This is a genomic window from Sagittula sp. MA-2 (genome assembly GCF_030126985.1).
Taxonomy (GTDB): domain Bacteria; phylum Pseudomonadota; class Alphaproteobacteria; order Rhodobacterales; family Rhodobacteraceae; genus Sagittula.
Genome location: NZ_CP126145.1, coordinates 4,130,636 through 4,148,945, shown reverse-complemented (window position 1 = coordinate 4,148,945; position 18,310 = coordinate 4,130,636). Strand labels below are relative to the sequence as shown.

The window sequence follows — 18,310 nt, the reverse complement described above, 5'->3', positions numbered from 1 at the left end:
CGCTCACATCCTCTGAAACGCCGGGCTTGCCAGCACCAGCCCGATTCCGTCCGCCCGGCTTTCGGCGGCAGAGGCGGCAAAGCGCACCGCCTCCGGCGCATCCGGCCCCAGCGCCACCTCGACGAAGTCACGCGGGTCGGGCAGGTCGTCCAGCATGATCTGCGGCATGGTCACCGCCCATTGCAGCCGCGCCGCTATACCCTGCGGCGTGATCCACGCGTCGTCCTCTTCCGGCAGGCCGTCCGGGCCGTCGGGCTTCTGCCAGACATGGCCCATCAGCATCAGCGGCCGCTGGATGCGCAGCCGGAAATCGCGCTCGCTCAGGTCTGCCAGCGCCGCATGCGGCACGTCGAGCGCCCGGCACGCGGACGAGATGAAGTCGAACGGCTGCTTGACGTTCGCGCCCTCCGGCCGCCAGGCCGCCGGGTGCCGCAACAGCGCCTCGTAGACCGAGGGCAGGTCGCCCGAGGTCTCCGTCCAGACGCCCTCCAACTCGGCCACCAGCGCGGGGTCGGGGGTGTCCGACACGAAATGTATCGCCAGCTTCCACGCCAGGTGCCCGGCGACCGAGGGGTGGTTGGCGATGTCGCGCAGCGCCGCCTCCAGATCCCGGAAGGTCGCGTTCTTCGTGCCGCCGTAGGTCTTGCCCAGCACCGTCTCGGCGCCCGGCTCCGCCCAGCCCTTGACGAACTTGCGCCCGTTCTGCGGGTCGAAGGTCAGGCCGGTCATCAGCTCGGCCAGCTCGCGCACGTCGGTCTGGGTGTAGGGCGCGCCGACACCCAGCGTGTGCAGCTCCAGCACCTCCCGGGCAAGGTTCTCGTTCATGCCGCGCTTGTCTGGCCGCTTCAGCGTCGCCGGCGATCCCGGCCCGGTGGACCGCGTCTGGTCAAGGTAATCCACCATCACCGGGTGCGTCACGGCCTCCACCAGCAGGTCCTCGAACCGGCCCATGATCCGCGGGCGCAGCGCGCTTTGCATGTAGGGCGAGGACGACCGCCGCATCAGCGCGTTCTTGCCCGTCGCGGTGAAATGGTCGGCCCAGAAGAACTCCAGCCGCTCGCGGAAGCCCGACTCGGTGTGCACACGGCGCGAGATATGCGCCGCCATCCAGTGCAGCCAGGCCTCGCGCGCCTCGCGCTGCATCAGCCGGGTCTGCTTCTTCAGGCCGGTGCCTTCCTGCGTCTCGCCCTGCTTTCGCGCACGCTTTGCCAGCTGGCGGTATTCGGCCATCCGGGTCAGGAAGGCGGGGAACGGTTCGATCGGGAACCGCTCGGACATGACGTCCGGCGCGCGCAGCCCGGCCATCATCGCCGCCACGTCCGCCGGGGGCGCGATGCGGGGCGACAGCCCGCAACCGAATCGTTTTTCCGCAAGGACTGCATCGAAGGACATGGAAGCCTCCTGCTCGTAGCGCCTCACCCGGCCCGGCGTGTCCTGCATCGTTGGTCGGCAGGGCGTTCGGGTGCCCGGGGTCGCCATCCCCCGGCGGGCCATTCCGGCTGGGCCGGCACAGTCCTGAATCTAGACCCGCCCGGGCCGCCCGCCAATACGCCCCTCCGGGCCAAGGCGGGAATTCGCCTGCACATCCGGAACCTGACGCGGGTTTGTGCGTTCTGAACGCGAAAACGCGCGAATGAGCCGCGGCATGAAAGCGACAACAGCCAGGGGAGCCAAATGACCGACATCTACACCGCCATCAAGTCCGACCACGACAGGCATCGGGACCTGCTGGAGACGATCTCCGACACCTCCGGCGCCTCGGACGAGCGCAAGGCGGCATGGGACGAGTTCTACCATGACGTGAAGGCTCACGCCGCGGCGGAAGAAGAGACATTCTACTCCAAGCTGATCTCCAAGACCTGGGGTCAGGACGCCGCACGGCACTCCGTCCACGAGCACCAGCAGCTCGACGACCTGATGGAAGAGCTCAACGAGATGGACATGTCCTCCTCGGGCTGGCTGACCAAATTCAAGACCCTCCGGCACGACTACGAACACCACGTCGACGAGGAAGAAGACGAAGTTTTCTCGCGCGCAAAAGAGGTTATCGACGACTCGGAGATCAAGGGATACGGCGAGCGCTTCCTCAAGCGGAAGCAGGAAGAGGCCGGTCTGATCGACGAGAAGCGCGAGGATTCGCTCGAAGACTGAGCGAAACCTATACGATTGGGGTGCGGGCTATACAAAAGTTAACAAACCGCTATTTCCGCACCCTTTTGCCGCAATCGCGCCACAATTGCCTTACAATCTCCAATTGCAGATACAACCGCAGACGGAGTTATGAAATGGCAACTCAAGTCGCTCTGATGGTTTCGGGGGCAATTCTGGCGCTGATGTTTCCGCTCTTCCTGCTGAAGTGTTTCGTCAAACGGGCCTTCATGCGGAAGTACGGTCCCGAGGCTGCGGAAAGCTGCAACGACAAGATACGCTTCGCGCTCGTCACCACCGCAACGCTGGCGATGGTCTTCGCGGTGCTGACGCTGGACCCGCAGATCCTGGCGCCGGGCAGCGGCCTGCACTGACGGGCTGCGCCTGCGATGCGTGCAACGGGGGTTGGCACGGATCGGACGCACAGACGGCCCGACGCAGGTGCAGCGGACGGAAAACGAAAGCCGGGGCAGGCGACAGGCCAGCCCGGGGCGCAGACAAGGAAGGATACGCGACCTCATGCACCGGCGTGACGTCGCAGGTGCCAAGGGCCCCATGGCGGGCGCTGCCGGCACCGGGACAACAGTTATGCAGCCGTGTTCGGATCGAACGAGTTGACGGATATCACCGTGATCGCTTTCGGACCGATCAGCAGCGAGGACTGCGGCCAGATGTGCTTCAACTGGGTGGGCAGGTCGCAGTCCTAAAATATACAGCCGGACCGCCGGCGCATATGTCCGCGGGTGCCGGGGGGTCTCCGGCGGAATACTCTCTCTCCCTCCGTAAACGAAAAAGGGTGCCTCCCCGGAGGCACCCTTTCACTTTGTCACATGGGCAGAGGCCTATGGCCCGGGCTCACTCGCGCGGCATGATCCGCAGGCCCAGCTCCATCAGCTGATCGCTGGTCGGATCGGAGGGCGCGTTCATCATCAGGTCCTCGGCGCGCTGGTTCATCGGGAACATGATGACCTCGCGGATGTTCGACGTACCCGCCAGCAGCATCACGATCCGGTCGATGCCCGCGGCGCAGCCACCGTGCGGCGGGGCGCCGTAGTGGAAGGCGTTGAACAGCGCACCGAAGCGCGCCTTCACCTCGTCCGCGCCGTAGCCCGCCAGTTCGAAGGCTTTCAGCATCACCTCCGGCTTGTGGTTCCGGATCGCGCCGGACACCAGTTCGTAGCCGTTGCAGGCGAGGTCGTACTGGTAGCCCTTCACCGCCATCGGATCGCCTTGCAGCGCCTCCATCCCGCCCTGCGGCATGGAGAACGGGTTGTGCTCGAAGTCGATCTCGCCGGTTTCCTCGTCCTTCTCGTAGATCGGGAAGTCCACGATCCACGCAAAGGCAAAGCGGTTCTCGTCGATGAGGCCCAGGTCGTGGCCCAGCACGTCACGCGCGCGGCCGGCGACCTTCTGGAACGAGGCGGGCTTGCCACCCAGGAAGAACGCCGCGTCGCCGACACCAAGGCCAAGCTGCTGGCGGATCGCCTCAGTGCGCTCCGGCCCGATGTTCTTGGCCAGCGGACCGGCGGCTTCCATGCCCTCGCCCTGATCGCGCCAGAAGATGTAGCCCATGCCCGGCAGGCCCTCTTTCTGGGCCCAGGCGTTCATCCGGTCGCAGAACTTGCGGCTGCCGCCCGTGGGGGCGGGGATGGCGCGGATCTCGGTGCCATCCTGCTCAAGCAGCTTGGCGAAGATCGCAAAGCCGGAGCCGCGGAAATGCTCGGACACGTCCTGCATCACGATCGGGTTGCGCAGGTCGGGCTTGTCGGTGCCGTACTTCAGCGCCGCTTCCTTGTAGGGGATCTGCGGCCAGCTCTCGGGCGCGTCCACCGACTTGCCGCCGCCGAACTCTTCGAAGACGCCGGCGATCACCGGGGAAATCGTGTCGAACACGTCCTGCTGCTCCACGAACGACATCTCAAGGTCGAGCTGGTAGAAGTCGGTGGGCGAGCGGTCGGCGCGCGGGTCCTCGTCGCGGAAGCAGGGCGCGATCTGGAAATACTTGTCGAAGCCCGACACCATGATCAGCTGCTTGAACTGCTGCGGCGCCTGCGGCAGCGCGTAGAACCGGCCCGGATGCAGGCGCGACGGCACGAGGAAGTCGCGCGCGCCTTCGGGCGAGGAGGCGGTGATGATCGGCGTCTGGTACTCGCGGAAACCCTTGTCCCACATCCGCTTGCGCATCGACGCCACCACGTCCGAGCGCAGCGTCATGTTGCGCTGCATGTTCTCGCGGCGCAGGTCGAGGTAACGGTACTTCAGGCGTGTCTCCTCGGGGTATTCCTGTTCGCCGAAGACCATCAGCGGCAGTTCCTGCGCCTGGCCCAGCACCTCGAGGTCCCGGACGAAGACCTCGATCTCGCCGGTCGGCAGCTTGGGGTTCACCAGCTCCGGGTCGCGCGCCTTCACGTTGCCGTCGATGCGGATGCACCATTCGGAGCGCACCTTCTCCACGTCCTTGAAGGCCGGGCTGTCGGGGTCGCACAGCACCTGCGTGGTGCCGAAGTGGTCGCGCAGGTCGATGAACAGGATGCCGCCGTGGTCTCGGATGCGATGCACCCAGCCCGACAGGCGCACGGTCTCGCCCACGTTATCCTTGGTCAGATCGGCGCAGGTGTGGCTGCGGTAGGCGTGCATGACGGCTCCCCTCAAAAAGCGGCTTGATCAGGCGCCGATACACCGTTCCAGCCCCGGGAAGTCAAGAGCGGCGCAAAAAACGCTGGACCGAAGGGAACCATTAACGAAGATTAACGTTTGGGAAAGCAGTCTTCTGACAACCGTATGGGGGTATACGATGTGGTGGACCGTACTCGACAGAATGCTGAAACGGATGATCGTCAGGGGCAGGCTCTGCGTTGTCGGGCCGGATGACCAGACCGGCACGTACGGACAGGGCAGTCCCGAGATCATGGTGAACATCACCTCCGACGAGTCGGTCAGGCGGCTCGTGACGCAGCCCGCGCTGGCGCTGGGGGAGTGCTACATGGACGGCACGCTCCGCATCGACGGGGACGACCTGACCGGCTTCATGACGCTTCTGCTGGAAAACGAAAGCTACAACCGGATGCCGGGGTGGTACATGGGCGCGCTGAAAGCCCGGACCGCGCTGCGCGGCGTCATCCAGCGCAACAACCCGCTCAAGTCGAAGCGGAACGTGGCGCATCACTACGACATCTCCGACGATCTCTACGCGCTCTTCCTCGACCGGGACATGCAGTATTCCTGCGCCTACTGGCCGCGGCCCGACATGACGCTGGACGAGGCGCAGGAGGCCAAGAAGGCGCATATCGCCTCGAAGCTGCTGATCGAGCCGGGAATGCGGGTGCTGGACATCGGCTGCGGCTGGGGCGGGCTGGGGCTGACCCTTGCGCGCGACCACGGCGCACGGGTGACCGGCGTGACCCTGTCGGAGAACCAGCTTGCCACCGCGCAGGCCCGCGCCCGTGCCGAAGGGCTGGAGGACGTGACCGACTTCCGCCTGCTGGATTACCGCAAGCTCGACGAGGAATTCGACCGGGTGGTGTCGGTGGGGATGCTGGAACACGTGGGCGCCCCGCATTTCGACGAGTATTTCGCCAAGGTCTCGGACCTGATGGGCGCCGACGGCATCGCGCTGATCCATTCCATCGTGAAATCCGGGCCGCCGCGTGCCAACAACCCGTGGATCGACCGCTATATCTTCCCGGGCAGCTACGCGCCCTCCGCCTCCGAGATCTACGGCGCGATCGAGAAGGCCTGGCTCTTCCAGTCCGACGACGAGGCGCTGCGCCTGCATTACGCCAAGACGCTTCACGCCTGGCGGATGCGGTTCGAGGCGCAGTCCGACCGGATCGAGAAGATGTTCGACACGCGCTTTGTCCGCATGTTCCGCTTCTACCTGACCTCGATGGAGGTATCCTTCCGGATCGGCACGCTGCACGTCCAGCAGTGGCAGCTCGCCAAGCGCATGGACGCGGTGCCGATCACCCGCGACTACCTGTACACGTCCGAGGCGGAGGATCACCGCATGGCGGCGGAGTGAGCCCGTCCCGGCCACCCGCGGGTGGCGGTTGCGGGACGCCTCCGGCGGGGAGGTATTTATCGCCAAGATGAAGGAGGGGCGGGTCGCCGATCCGCCCCTTTCCGCGTGGTGCGACGCCGCGCGGCCTCCTGCGTCAGCTTGGGGGTTGAACCCGCGCGACGCCCGTCTATAACCGCCACAATTTGCGGGCAGGACAGGCGAGTCCCTGCCCCGCTGAAACACGCCGCCAGACGAGGTTCTCCATGCCCAGACGTACCGATATCAAATCCATCATGATCATCGGCGCCGGACCCATCGTCATCGGGCAGGCCTGCGAGTTCGACTACTCCGGCGCCCAGGCCTGCAAGGCGCTGCGCGAAGAAGGCTACCGGGTCATCCTGGTGAACTCCAACCCGGCGACGATCATGACCGACCCGGGCCTGGCGGACGCCACCTACATCGAGCCGATCACCCCCGAGGTCGTCGCCAAGATCATCGAGAAGGAGCGCCCCGACGCGCTTCTGCCGACGATGGGCGGGCAGACCGGGCTGAACACCTCGCTCGCGCTCGAAGAGATGGGCGTGCTGGCGAAATACAATGTCGAGATGATCGGCGCCAAGCGCGAGGCCATCGAGATGGCCGAGGACCGCAAGCTGTTCCGCGAGGCAATGGACCGCATCGGCCTCGAGAACCCCAAGGCCGAGATCATCACCGCGCCTAAGAAGGCCAACGGCAAGCGCGACCTCGACGAGGGCGTCCGGCTGGCGCTTGAGACGCTGGAGCACATCGGCCTGCCCGCGATCATCCGCCCCGCCTACACGCTGGGCGGCACCGGCGGCGGCGTGGCCTACAACCGCGAGGATTATATCCACTACTGCCGTTCGGGCATGGATGCCTCTCCGGTGGGCCAGATCCTGGTGGACGAGTCGCTGCTGGGCTGGAAGGAATTCGAGATGGAGGTCGTCCGCGACAAGGCGGACAACTGCATCATCGTCTGCTCCATCGAGAACGTCGATCCGATGGGCGTGCACACCGGCGACTCGATCACCGTGGCGCCCGCGCTGACGCTGACCGACAAGGAATACCAGATCATGCGCAACGGCTCCATCGCCGTGCTGCGCGAGATCGGGGTGGAGACCGGCGGATCGAACGTGCAGTGGGCGATCAACCCGGAAAACGGCCGCATGGTGGTGATCGAGATGAACCCGCGCGTGTCGCGCTCCTCGGCGCTGGCGTCGAAGGCCACCGGCTTCCCCATCGCCAAGATCGCCGCGAAGCTGGCCGTGGGCTACACGCTGGACGAGCTCGACAACGACATCACCAAGGTCACGCCCGCCTCCTTCGAGCCGACCATCGACTACGTCGTCACCAAGATCCCGAAGTTCGCCTTCGAGAAGTTCCCCGGCTCCGAGCCGAAGCTGACCACCGCGATGAAGTCGGTGGGCGAGGCGATGGCCATCGGCCGCACGATCCACGAATCCATGCAGAAGGCGCTTGCCTCCATGGAATCCGGCCTGACCGGCTTCAACGAGGTCGACATCCCCGGGCTGAAGGAAGGCCATTGGGAATCCGTCGGCAGCGAAGGCAAGGCCGCCGTCATCAAGGCGCTTTCGGAAGCCACCCCCGACCGGCTGCGGACCATCGCGCAGGCCATGCGCCACGGGCTTTCGGACATCGAGATCCAGGGCGTCACCGCCTACGATCCGTGGTTCCTCGAACGCATCCGCGAGATCGTCGAGGCCGAGGAGGAAGTGCGCCGCGACGGCCTGCCCGTCACCGAGGACGGGCTGCGCCAGCTCAAGATGATGGGCTTCACCGACGCGCGCCTGGCCGGGCTGACCGGCCGGACCGAGGGGCAGGTGCGCCGCGCCCGCCAGAACCTCGGCGTCAACGCCGTCTTCAAGCGCATCGACACCTGTGCCGCAGAGTTCGAGGCGCAGACCCCCTACATGTACTCGACCTACGAAGAGCCGATGATGGGCGAGGTCGAATGCGAGGCGCGGCCCTCCGACCGCAAGAAGGTGGTCGTGCTGGGCGGCGGCCCGAACCGGATCGGGCAGGGGATCGAGTTCGACTACTGCTGCTGCCACGCCTGCTTTGCGCTGGCCGACGCGGGCTATGAAACCATCATGATCAACTGCAACCCGGAAACGGTGTCGACCGACTACGACACCTCTGACCGGTTGTACTTCGAACCGCTGACCTTCGAGCACGTGATGGAAATCATGCGCGTCGAGCAGGAGCGCGGCACGCTGCACGGCGTCATCGTCCAGTTCGGCGGCCAGACGCCGCTGAAGCTGGCCAACGCGCTGGAAGAGGCGGGCATCCCGATCCTCGGCACCACGCCTGACAGCATCGACCTGGCCGAGGACCGCGACCGGTTCCTGAACCTCGTCAACGATCTGGGCCTGAAGCAGCCCAACAACGGCATCGCCTCCACCGACGAGGAAGCGTTCAAGATCGCCGAGAAGATCGGCTTCCCGCTGGTGATCCGCCCGTCCTACGTGCTGGGCGGCCGCGCGATGGAGATCGTCCGCGACATGGACGGCCTCAAGCGCTACATCCGCGACGCCGTGGTGGTCTCCGGCGACAGCCCGGTGCTGCTCGACAGCTACCTCTCGGGCGCGACCGAGCTTGACGTCGACGCGCTGTGCGACGGCGAGGCGGTGCACGTCGCGGGCATCATGCAGCACATCGAGGAGGCCGGGGTGCACTCCGGCGACTCCGCCTGCTCGCTGCCGCCCTACTCCCTGTCGAAGGACCTGATCGAAGAGGTCAAGCGCCAGACAGAGGCGCTGGCCCGCGCGCTGAACGTGGTCGGCCTGATGAACGTGCAGTTCGCCATCAAGAACGACGAGATCTACCTGATCGAGGTGAACCCGCGCGCCTCCCGCACCGTGCCCTTCGTGGCCAAGGCGACGGACAGCGCGATTGCCTCCATCGCCGCGCGCCTCATGGCCGGAGAGAAGCTCTCGGCCTTCCCGACGCGCCTGCCCTATGCCGCCGACATCGACTACGACACCGACGTGCCGATGGCCGACATGATGACGCTGGCCGACCCGGACATGCCGTGGTTCTCGGTCAAGGAGGCGGTGCTGCCCTTCGCCCGCTTCCCCGGCGTCGACACCATCCTCGGGCCCGAGATGCGCTCGACCGGCGAGGTCATGGGCTGGGACAAGTCCTTCCCGCGCGCCTTCCTGAAGGCCCAGCTTGGCGCCGGCACCCACCTGCCGACCGAAGGCGCGGTCTTCCTGTCGATCAAGAACGACGACAAGACCCCGCAGATGGTCGAGGCGGCGCAGATCCTGTCGGGCCTGGGCTTCCGCCTGATCGCCACCAGCGGCACCGCGGCTTTCCTGTCGGAGCACGGGCTGACCTGCGACACGGTCAAGAAGGTCTACGAGGGCCGGCCGAACATCGTCGACCTGATGAAGGACGGCGGCGTGCAGCTGGTGCTGAACACCACCGAAGGCTCCGCCGCGGTCGAGGACTCGCGAGAGATCCGCTCCGTCGCCCTCTACGACAAGATCCCCTACTTCACGACCGCCGCCGGCGCCCACGCCGCAACGCTGGCCATGCAGGCAAGGGAAGAGGGCGAACTGGTGGTAAAGTCGCTGCAGGGGTGACACCCGACCGAGTCAGGGGCGCCCGCCAAGTGCGCCCCTGATCCAGCCGGAACCGGCGATTTCATGTCGGCGGCTCCATCGGTTCTTTCCTGACATATCAGGTATTTGGGGGCGAACCCCCTCACCACCGCCAGTCGAACGTCCGGATCAGTTTCACGCTGACGGTGCCGCTGTCGCGATCCTGCACGACCGGGGAGTCGCCCGCGTCGCCCACCAGCCGGGTCCAGCCGAGCGCGCCCTCGACCGCCCAGACCTCCGAGAAGTCGTGCCGCACGGTGAACTCCAGCCCGGCCGTGTACAGCCCGCCGTCCGCCGAATAGGCCGGCAGCGTCGCGCCGGTCGGCACGGCGAAATAGGTGTCCATGTATTCGTCGTTGGCAAAGGACAGGCGCGGGCCGAAGCGGACCTCCGTGCCCTGGCCGTAGTCGTGCACCACGTCCGAACCCAGGTCGCCGACCACGCCTTCGTGCCCGGTGACACCCTTGCGCACCGCGCCCCAGACCTCCACCGACGGCCAGCGGTAGGACACCCGGCCGCCCAGTTCGAGCGCCGCGTCCACGTCGTCGATGCCGGTCAGGCGGGAATAGTCGGACGCCTCGCGCTCCGGCAGGTAGCGGAAGGACGGGCCAAAGCCGAAGCCCATGCCGTCGCCCCGGTCGATGTCGAGGCCCAGCATCCGGAAGGTCGTGACCGATGCCCCCAGCGCCGGACCGGCGACATATTCGTCCGACCCCTCGTAGGCCGGGCGCGATTGCACACCAAGCCCCAGTTCGAAGGACAGCGCGCGTTCCTGCGCGGCTGCGGGCAGGGCAGAGGCGGCAAGGGCCAGGACGGAAAGCCGGTGGGTCAGCGTCATAGGATGGGTCTCCAGGGGAAAGGCATTTGACCCGAGCGTAGCACGCGCGCCCCCGGGTGCCAGCGGCGCCGCTCCGAAAGTGGGGTCCCCGCGTCACCTTCACGCAGTCGTGATCGGCGGAACGGCGCGCGCGGCGGCGCGACGCCGGATCCCGGCGAAAGGCGCCGGACTGCCGATTCGCGGGCGGCGGGCATGGTTAACAACCGGCCGGTTCGACCCCCTGAACCGGCCGGGACTCACCATAACGAGGCGTAAACCGGGCAGGGTTAAGCCACCGCACGCAGCATTGACCCGCGCGCTCTCCACATCGCGCTCCGGCTCTGTTACAGGACAGCGCAGGGCAGCCCGGAGGCGCAGATCATGAAACCCGTCATCCTTACCATTCTCGACGGCTGGGGCCTGCGCGAAGAGACGGCGAACAACGCCCCCGCGCTGGCAAAAACCCCGACAATCGACAGGCTTATGGCGACCTGTCCGCATGCGACGCTGATCACCCACGGGCCTGACGTGGGTCTGCCGACCGGGCAGATGGGGAACTCCGAAGTGGGGCACACCAACATCGGCGCGGGCCGGGTGGTGGCCATGGACCTTGGCCAGATCGACCTTGCCATCGAGGACAAAAGCTTCTTCGAAAACAAGGAGATCCTCGATTTCTGCGGCGCCGTTAACGAAGCCGGCGGCAAGGTGCACCTTGCGGGGCTGACCTCCGACGGCGGGGTGCACGCCCATGTCAGCCACATGATCGCCGCCGCGAAAATGATGCGGGATCAGGGGCTTGAGGTCTGGCTGCACATCCTGACGGACGGCCGCGACACCGATCCGAAATGCGCGCTCAATTATATCGCTAACCTTCGTGAAGAGCTGGACATCCCGGAGGACAACACCGGCCCGGTGCGCTTTGCCACGGTGATCGGGCGCTACTACGCCATGGACCGCGACAACCGCTGGGAGCGGGTGGAGGCGGCCTACCGCGCCATGACCGCCTATGCCGACAGCGACGCCGACGCCTTCCCGAACGGCGGCACGCACCCCACGCCGGAGGCCGCGATCAAGGCCGGGTACGCGGAGCGGGGCCAGGGCGACGAGTTCATCAAGCCCTCTGTCATCGAAGGATATCAAGGGTTTGGCGAAGGCGACGGGCTGTTCTTCCTGAACTTCCGCGCCGACCGCGCGCGCGAGATCCTCGCCGCCATCGCCGCGCCGGACTTCGACGGTTTCGCGCGTGAGAAGCCCGCGCTCTCCGCCTGTCTCGGCATGGTCGAATACTCCGAGGCGCACGGCAAATACATGACCACGGCCTTTCCGAAGCGCGAGATCGTCAACACTTTGGGCGAATGGGTGGCCAAGCACGACAAGACGCAGTTCCGCCTCGCCGAGACGGAAAAGTACCCGCATGTGACCTTCTTCCTGAACGGCGGCAAGGAAACCCCGGAGCCGCACGAAGACCGCTTCATGCCGAAGTCGCCCAAGGTCGCGACCTACGACATGCAACCGGAAATGAGCGCGGGCGAGGTCACGGAGAAGTTCCTTGAAGCCATCGGCAAAGGCTATGACCTGATCGTCGTGAACTACGCGAACCCCGATATGGTCGGCCACACCGGCGATCTGGACGCGGCCATCAAGGCCTGCGAGGCGGTGGACCATGGCCTTGGACAAGTGGTTGAGAAGCTTGAGCAAACCGGCGGTGCCCTGCTGGTGATCGCCGACCACGGCAACTGCGAGACGATGGTCGATCCGGAAACCGGCGGGCCGCATACGGCGCATACGACGAACCTCGTGCCGGTGATCCTGTTCGGCGGGCCGGAGGGCGCATCGCTGGCGGATGGGCGGCTGGCAGATGTGGCGCCGACGCTGCTGGCGCTGATGGACCTGCCGCAACCCGATGAAATGACAGGGGAAAGTCTGATCCGGTGAAACGCCTCGCGCTCCTTCTGACCCTGGCCGCCACGCCGCTTGCCGCGCAGGACGCGGGCGAGGATGCGCGCCGCGCGGCAGAGGCGCTGGAGGCGGCCTCCGTCCAGCTCGACCGGGCCGAGGACGCGCAGGACCGGGTCTCTGCCCTGACCGACACCATCCGCGCCTACGAGGACGGACTTGCCGCGATGCGCGAAGGGCTGCGCGCCGCCGCCATCCGGCAGACCGAGCTGGAGCGCAAGCTTGAGGCGCAGAACCAGGAAATTTCCCAGCTATTGGGCGTACTTACCGCGATGGGCGGGCGGGCGTCACCGGGCGCGCTCCTGCATCCGATGGGGCCCTTGGGGACCGCGCGGTCGGGCATGCTGGTCGCCGCCGTGACGCCGGGGCTGGCCGCGCAGGCCGCCGACCTGCGCGCCGATCTCGAAGAGGTCACCGCCCTGCGCGACCTTCAGCAGAACGCGGCGCACACGCTGGCCGAAGGGCTGAAAGGTGTGCAGGAGGCGCGCACCGACCTCAGCCAGGCCATCGCCGACCGCACCGACCTGCCCAAGCGCTTCACCGAGGACCCGGTGCGCACCGCCATCCTGATCTCCGCCACCGAGACGCTGCAGGGCTTCGCCTCCGGTCTCAGCCAGATCGCGGAGGGGGAGGAAGAGGGCGCGCCACTCCCGGATATCGAGGACCTGCGCGGCACCCTTCCGCTGCCCGTGAGGGGCACGCTGCTGCGCGAGGCGGGCGATCCGGACGCCGCCGGCGTGACCCGTCCGGGCATCCTGATCGCCACCCGTCCCGGCGCGCTTGTGACCACGCCGACCGCCGCCACCATCCGCTACAACGGCCCGTTACTGGACTACGGGCTGGTGACGATCCTCGAGCCGTCACCCGATATTCTCTTTGTTTTCGCCGGGTTGGACCTCGTCTACGGCGAGATAGGAGAGGTGCTGCCAGCGGGCAGTCCGATCGGCCTCATGGGTGGGGCCACAAATGCGTCAACTCCCGGTGAAGGGGCTGGCGCAGGGCGTACGGAAACGCTCTATATAGAGGTCAGAGAGGGCGACGCGCCCAATGATCCACAGCTGTGGTTCGCAATCGACAAGGGATGAGATATGCAGAAATTCGTGATGGCCGCAGTGGCGGGCACCCTGGCCTCCGTGGTCGCGACGACGCAGTTCGTCGGCCCGCTGGTGGCGCAGGAACAAGGCAAATCCGCCACCGTCTATGAGCAGCTCGACCTCTTTGGCGACATCTTCGAACGCATCCGCGCGCAATACGTGGAGGAGGTCGAACCCTCCGAGCTGATCGAGGCGGCGATCAACGGCATGTTGACCTCGCTCGATCCCCACAGCAGCTACCTGCCGCCCGACGATGCCGCGGACATGCGCGTCCAGACCCGCGGCGAGTTCGGCGGCCTCGGCATCGAGGTCACGCAGGAAGAGGGTTTCGTGAAGGTCGTGTCCCCGATCGACGGCACCCCCGCGATGGAAGCTGGCATCGAGGCCGGTGACTTCATCACCCACGTCGACGGCGAAAGCGTGCTGGGCCTGACGCTCGACCAGGCGGTGGACCTGATGCGCGGCCCGGTCGGCTCCGAGATCGTGATCACCGTGGTCCGCGAGGGCGAGGAAGAGCCCTTCGACGTCTCGATCATCCGCGACACCATCAAGCTGACCGCCGTCCGCGCCCGCACCGAAAGCGACACGGTCGTGCTGCGCGTGACCACCTTCAACGACCAGACCTACCCGAACCTCGCCGAGGGCCTTGCCGAACAGGTGGAGACGCTGGGCGGCATGGACAACGTGAACGGCGTCGTCCTCGACCTGCGCAACAACCCGGGCGGCCTGCTGACACAGGCTATCCGCGTCTCTGACGCCTTCCTCGAGAAGGGCGAGATCGTGTCGACCCGTGGCCGCGATCCGGCCGATGGCGACCGCTACAACGCCACCCCGGGCGACTTGGCCGAGGGCAAGCCGCTGGTGGTGCTGATCAACGGCGGTTCCGCCTCCGCGTCCGAGATCGTCGCCGGCGCCCTGCAGGACCACCACCGCGCCATCGTCGTGGGCACGAAGTCCTTCGGCAAGGGCTCCGTCCAGACGGTCATGCCGCTGCGGGGCGACGGTGCGATGCGCCTGACCACGGCGCGCTACTACACGCCGTCCGGCCGCTCGATCCAGGCACTGGGCGTGTCGCCCGACATCGTGGTGGAACAGCCGCGCCGCGAACCCGACGCGACGGAGGAGGACGAAGAGGCAACCAATGTCTTCTCCCGCTCCGAGGCCGACCTGCGTGGCCGTCTCGACAACGACTCCCTGACGGAGGAAGAGATCCAGCAGATCGAGGAGGACCGCGCCAAGGCGGAGGCCGCCGCGAAACTGCGCGAGGACGACTACCAGCTCGCCTATGCCATCGACATCCTGAAGGGCCTGTCGAAGCTGGCGCCCACCGATCAGTAAGAAGGGACAAAGGGCGGGATCGGATCCCGCCCTTTTCACGACGACCATGCAAGTAACCAAGACACCCGCCATGACTCCCGAAGACATCGCCAGGCTGCCATACCGCCGCAACGTCGGCGTGATGCTCGTCAATGCGGATGGCCATGCCTTTGTCGGTCAGCGTTTCGACAGCGAGGAACCCGCCTGGCAGATGCCGCAGGGCGGGATCGACAAGGGCGAGGACCCGCGCGCCGCCGCGCTCCGCGAACTGACCGAAGAGACGGGCGTGACGCCGGACCTCGTGACGGTGGAGGCAGAGACGGAGGGCTGGATCGCCTACGACCTGCCGCACGACATCGTCCCGCGCATCTGGAAAGGCCGCTACAAGGGGCAGGAGCAGAAGTGGTTCCTGCTGCGCTTCCACGGCACCGACGACCAGATCCGGCTGGACGCAGACGACCACCAGGAGTTCTCCGAATGGTGCTGGCTGCCCGCGGACGAGGTCGTGGCCCAGATCGTGCCGTTCAAGCGGCCGGTCTACGAAAGGGTCATCGCTGCCTTCAGGGACCGTCTGTGATGCGCTGGCTGGCCGTAGTTCTCGCATTGTGCGCGACGCAGGCGCAGGCCCTGTCCTGCCTCAAGCCTGACGTGGTGCGCACCTACAAGGAGGTCGACGCCTCCCCGGACCGCTGGGGCGCAGCGGTGGGACGGCTGGATTTCGACGAAAGCCAGTTGCCCGAAGCGCCGCAGTCCGACCCGAACGAAGCGCCGCCGGAAACGCCGATCCGCGCGCAGCTTGTGGGCAAGACCCTCGACAGCGACGGGTTCACCAAGCCGTTCCAAGGCAATGTCACGCTGATCGTCCAGTGCTACGGCCCGTGGTGCGCGCAGCCGCAAAGCGGTCAGGAGTACCTCGTTTTCCTCAAGCGCGAACCGAACCGGCATGTCGCCTTCGCCGATCCCTGCGGCACGCGGCTGTTTGCCAATCCGTCGCGCGAGGACCTCGACCGCATCACCACGTGTTTCCGCAACGGCCCGTGTGCGGAGCAGGGCCTGCCCTGATCCCCACTGATGGCGGAGGGGGCCGCAGCCCCGTCCCTCAGCGCAGCTTCTTCAGCAGTTCCATGGAGGCGTAGCCGTCCGGCACAAGCCCGGCGCGGCGCTGGTAGCCGCGGATCGCCTGCAGCGTCATCGGCCCGATGCGCCCGTCCACGCCCTGCGTGTCATACCCCGCCTGCGTCAGCCGGGTCTGAAGCTCCTTGCGCTCGGTGCTGGTCAGCGGGCGGTCGTCGCGGGGCCACGAGCCCTGAAACTTCTCGCCGCCCATGATGCGGTCAGCAAGGTGGCCAACCCCCATCGCATAGGCGTCGGCGGCGTTGTAGCGCTTGATCACGCGGAAGTTCTTGAAGACGAGGAAAGCTGCGCCCTTGTGTCCCGCGGGCAGCAGGATCGTCGCCGCGCCGTAATCGGGGACCGGCTTGCCATCGGTGCCCATGACCCCAAGCCGCGCCCAGGCGGAGGGCATGCGCTCAACGTTGACCTGATCGTAATCGAACCCGCGCGGTAGCACGACTTCGGCGCCCCACGGCTGACCGGCGATCCATCCGTTCTTTTTCAGATAGTTGGCGGTGGAGGCCAGCGCGTCCGACGGATCGTCGCCCCAGATGTCGCGGCGCCCGTCGCCGGTGAAGTCCACGGCGAGCGACTGGAAGGATGTGGGCATGAACTGCGTGTGCCCCATCGCCCCGGCCCATGACCCGGTCATCCGGTCGGGCGTGGTGTCGCCCTGTTCGAGGATCTGCAGGGCGGCGACAAGCTGGGTCTCGAAGAACGACCGCCGCCGCCCATCGAAGGCAAGGCTCGCCATGGACTGGATGATATGGTTGGAGCCGCGATAGCTGCCGTAGGCGGTTTCCATGCCCCAGACGGCCAGCACGATCTCCTTGTCGACACCGTAGTGCGCCTCGATCCGGTCGAGCAGGGCACGGTGCTGGGCCAGTGCGGACCGACCGTTGTTCACGCGCGAGTCGGAGGCGGCGCTGTCGAGGTAGTCCCAGATGCCCTTGGCGAACTCCGCCTGAGAGGAGTCGCGCTCCACTACCTTCGGGTCGAAGGTCACGCCACGGAACGCCGCGTCGAAGGTCCGGGCGCTGACGCCCTGCGACAGGGCGCGGGGGCGGAACCCGTCGATCCAGCGGGCAAAGGCGGCGGCCTTGGCGGGGCTCACGCTTTCAGTGGTGACAGGGGCGACGGCCACCGCGGCGCTGCGCGGTTTCAGGGCCGCCGGGCGGATGGCCGGGCGGGTGGACCGTCTGGGCGCCAGCAAGGTGTCGCGCAGGCTGTCGCCAAGGCCGCTGGCCCGGCTGACCACCTCTTCGACGTGGCTCACGACAAGAGTGCCGCGCGCCTTGGGGCGCAGCGACGTCTGGAGAGTCTCCGCGTACACGGGACCAGTGCCGAGGATTGCGATCCCCAGCCCGATACAGGCCATCCTGAACATCTGATTGTCTACCGCTCGTTTCTTTTGTCGCAACTGTAACCCGGATCGGGTGACTTGCGAAGGTCCCATCCCGAAGATGCGCGAATCCTCGCGTCAGCCGTGTCGTTGTAGTCGCGCAAAAGGGGCACTCTTTCGGGCCGGAACGACCGCCCCGTCCGTTGCAGATCCAGCATCCGGTCCAGCCGGAAGGCGCGAAAATCCCTGCGAAGACAACACCATGCGAGCAGACAGTGGCTGTTGTCGAAAAGCATGACGGCCAAGGGCTTCACTTCGCGCCGGGTCGGGGCACCGTTCTTGTCGGTGTAATCGAAGGACACCTGCTCTTCGTCCCAGCAGGCGCGGCGCAGCGCGCGCGCGTCGATGGTCGGGCGTGGCGGCGGGGCGAATCTGTGGGCGTTCAGCACGGCATGGCGCAGTCGGTGGGCCTGCCGCTCGGGCAGGCGCGCGCGCAGCTTGGCCAGGGCCGATTCCGCCGACTCCGCCAGCGCCGGGTCGGCCACGGCGGCCACCTCCCGAAGTCCGAGGATCAGCGCCTCCAGTTCCTCGTCGTCGAAGCCCAGGGGCGGCAGGTGCGCGTCCTCGATCAGCCGGTAGCCGAACCCTGCCTCGCCGTCGATCACCGCCCCCAGTTCGCGCAGCGTGTCGATGTCGCGATAGAGCGTCCGGGGCGACACGCCCGTTTCCTCCGCCAGGCGCGCGGCAGTGACCGGCGACGGCAGGCGGCGCAGGGCGGACATCAACTGGAACAGGCGATGGGTGCGGGACATGTCAGAACAATGCGTCAGGCAGTTGTCAGAAACTGACATGAGCCTGCCATAGCGTTGACCGGACACG

14 protein-coding genes are annotated in these 18,310 nt (G+C 66.7%); 9 read left to right on the top strand and 5 right to left on the bottom strand.

The features are described 5' to 3' along the window. Positions 1-3 precede the first annotated feature (3 nt). On the bottom strand, positions 4-1,392 hold the full coding sequence (locus QNI11_RS20210; protein WP_283981521.1) for a DUF1800 family protein: 1,389 nt from the start codon (positions 1,390-1,392) through the stop codon (positions 4-6). A gap of 282 nt (positions 1,393-1,674) precedes the next feature. Here QNI11_RS20210 and QNI11_RS20205 point away from each other — a divergent pair, with 282 nt between their 5' ends. Beyond that, positions 1,675-2,151 carry a hemerythrin domain-containing protein gene (locus QNI11_RS20205; protein WP_283981520.1) on the top strand — a complete coding sequence of 159 codons (477 nt, stop codon included), beginning with the start codon at positions 1,675-1,677 and terminating at the stop codon, positions 2,149-2,151. Between the two features lie 134 nt (positions 2,152-2,285). Then, positions 2,286-2,522: a hypothetical protein gene (locus QNI11_RS20200; protein WP_283981519.1), complete on the top strand. Its 237-nt coding sequence runs from the start codon at positions 2,286-2,288 to the stop codon at positions 2,520-2,522. 481 nt (positions 2,523-3,003) lie between these two features. Here QNI11_RS20200 and aspS read toward each other — a convergent pair whose 3' ends face one another. After that, positions 3,004-4,785 (bottom strand): aspartate--tRNA ligase, encoded by a 1,782-nt coding sequence (aspS, locus tag QNI11_RS20195; RefSeq protein ID WP_283981518.1) that lies wholly within the window; start codon positions 4,783-4,785, stop codon positions 3,004-3,006. Positions 4,786-4,942: 157 nt separating this feature from the next. Between aspS and QNI11_RS20190 the strand changes: the two genes are divergently transcribed. Together QNI11_RS20190 and carB are read left to right on the top strand one after the other, a co-directional pair. Beyond that, positions 4,943-6,169: a cyclopropane-fatty-acyl-phospholipid synthase family protein gene (locus tag QNI11_RS20190; protein ID WP_283981516.1), complete on the top strand. Its 1,227-nt coding sequence runs from the start codon at positions 4,943-4,945 to the stop codon at positions 6,167-6,169. Between the two features lie 242 nt (positions 6,170-6,411). Further along, on the top strand, positions 6,412-9,774 hold the full coding sequence (carB, locus tag QNI11_RS20185; RefSeq protein ID WP_100928477.1) for a carbamoyl-phosphate synthase large subunit: 3,363 nt from the start codon (positions 6,412-6,414) through the stop codon (positions 9,772-9,774). A 121-nt stretch (positions 9,775-9,895) separates the two neighbouring features. Here the strand turns inward: carB and QNI11_RS20180 are convergent, their stop codons facing one another. Continuing rightward, entirely contained in the window at positions 9,896-10,630 is a 735-nt protein-coding gene (locus tag QNI11_RS20180; RefSeq protein ID WP_100928475.1) for a MipA/OmpV family protein, read from the bottom strand. 360 nt (positions 10,631-10,990) lie between these two features. Between QNI11_RS20180 and gpmI the strand changes: the two genes are divergently transcribed. The 5 genes from gpmI to QNI11_RS20155 all read left to right on the top strand — a co-directional run bounded on the left by gpmI (position 10,991) and on the right by QNI11_RS20155 (position 16,038). Then, on the top strand, positions 10,991-12,544 hold the full coding sequence (gene gpmI / locus QNI11_RS20175) for a 2,3-bisphosphoglycerate-independent phosphoglycerate mutase (protein ID WP_283981514.1): 1,554 nt from the start codon (positions 10,991-10,993) through the stop codon (positions 12,542-12,544). Next, positions 12,541-13,650, top strand: a complete 1,110-nt coding sequence (locus QNI11_RS20170) for a murein hydrolase activator EnvC (RefSeq protein WP_100928473.1) — start codon at positions 12,541-12,543, stop codon at positions 13,648-13,650. Before gpmI ends, QNI11_RS20170 begins: the two co-directional genes overlap by 4 nt. A gap of 3 nt (positions 13,651-13,653) precedes the next feature. Then, entirely contained in the window at positions 13,654-14,997 is a 1,344-nt protein-coding gene (locus QNI11_RS20165; RefSeq protein WP_100928472.1) for a S41 family peptidase, read from the top strand. A 70-nt stretch (positions 14,998-15,067) separates the two neighbouring features. Beyond that, complete coding sequence (locus tag QNI11_RS20160; RefSeq protein WP_283981511.1) at positions 15,068-15,553, top strand: RNA pyrophosphohydrolase; 486 nt, start codon at positions 15,068-15,070, stop codon at positions 15,551-15,553. Next, positions 15,553-16,038: a hypothetical protein gene (locus QNI11_RS20155; RefSeq protein ID WP_283981509.1), complete on the top strand. Its 486-nt coding sequence runs from the start codon at positions 15,553-15,555 to the stop codon at positions 16,036-16,038. Before QNI11_RS20160 ends, QNI11_RS20155 begins: the two co-directional genes overlap by 1 nt. Positions 16,039-16,075: 37 nt before the next feature. Here QNI11_RS20155 and QNI11_RS20150 read toward each other — a convergent pair whose 3' ends face one another. Together QNI11_RS20150 and QNI11_RS20145 are read right to left on the bottom strand one after the other, a co-directional pair. After that, positions 16,076-17,476, bottom strand: coding sequence for a lytic murein transglycosylase (locus tag QNI11_RS20150; protein WP_283981508.1), 1,401 nt, complete (start codon positions 17,474-17,476; stop codon positions 16,076-16,078). Between the two features lie 8 nt (positions 17,477-17,484). Continuing rightward, positions 17,485-18,243, bottom strand: a complete 759-nt coding sequence (locus tag QNI11_RS20145; RefSeq protein ID WP_283981507.1) for a YafY family protein — start codon at positions 18,241-18,243, stop codon at positions 17,485-17,487. Between the last annotated feature and the right edge of the window lie 67 nt (positions 18,244-18,310).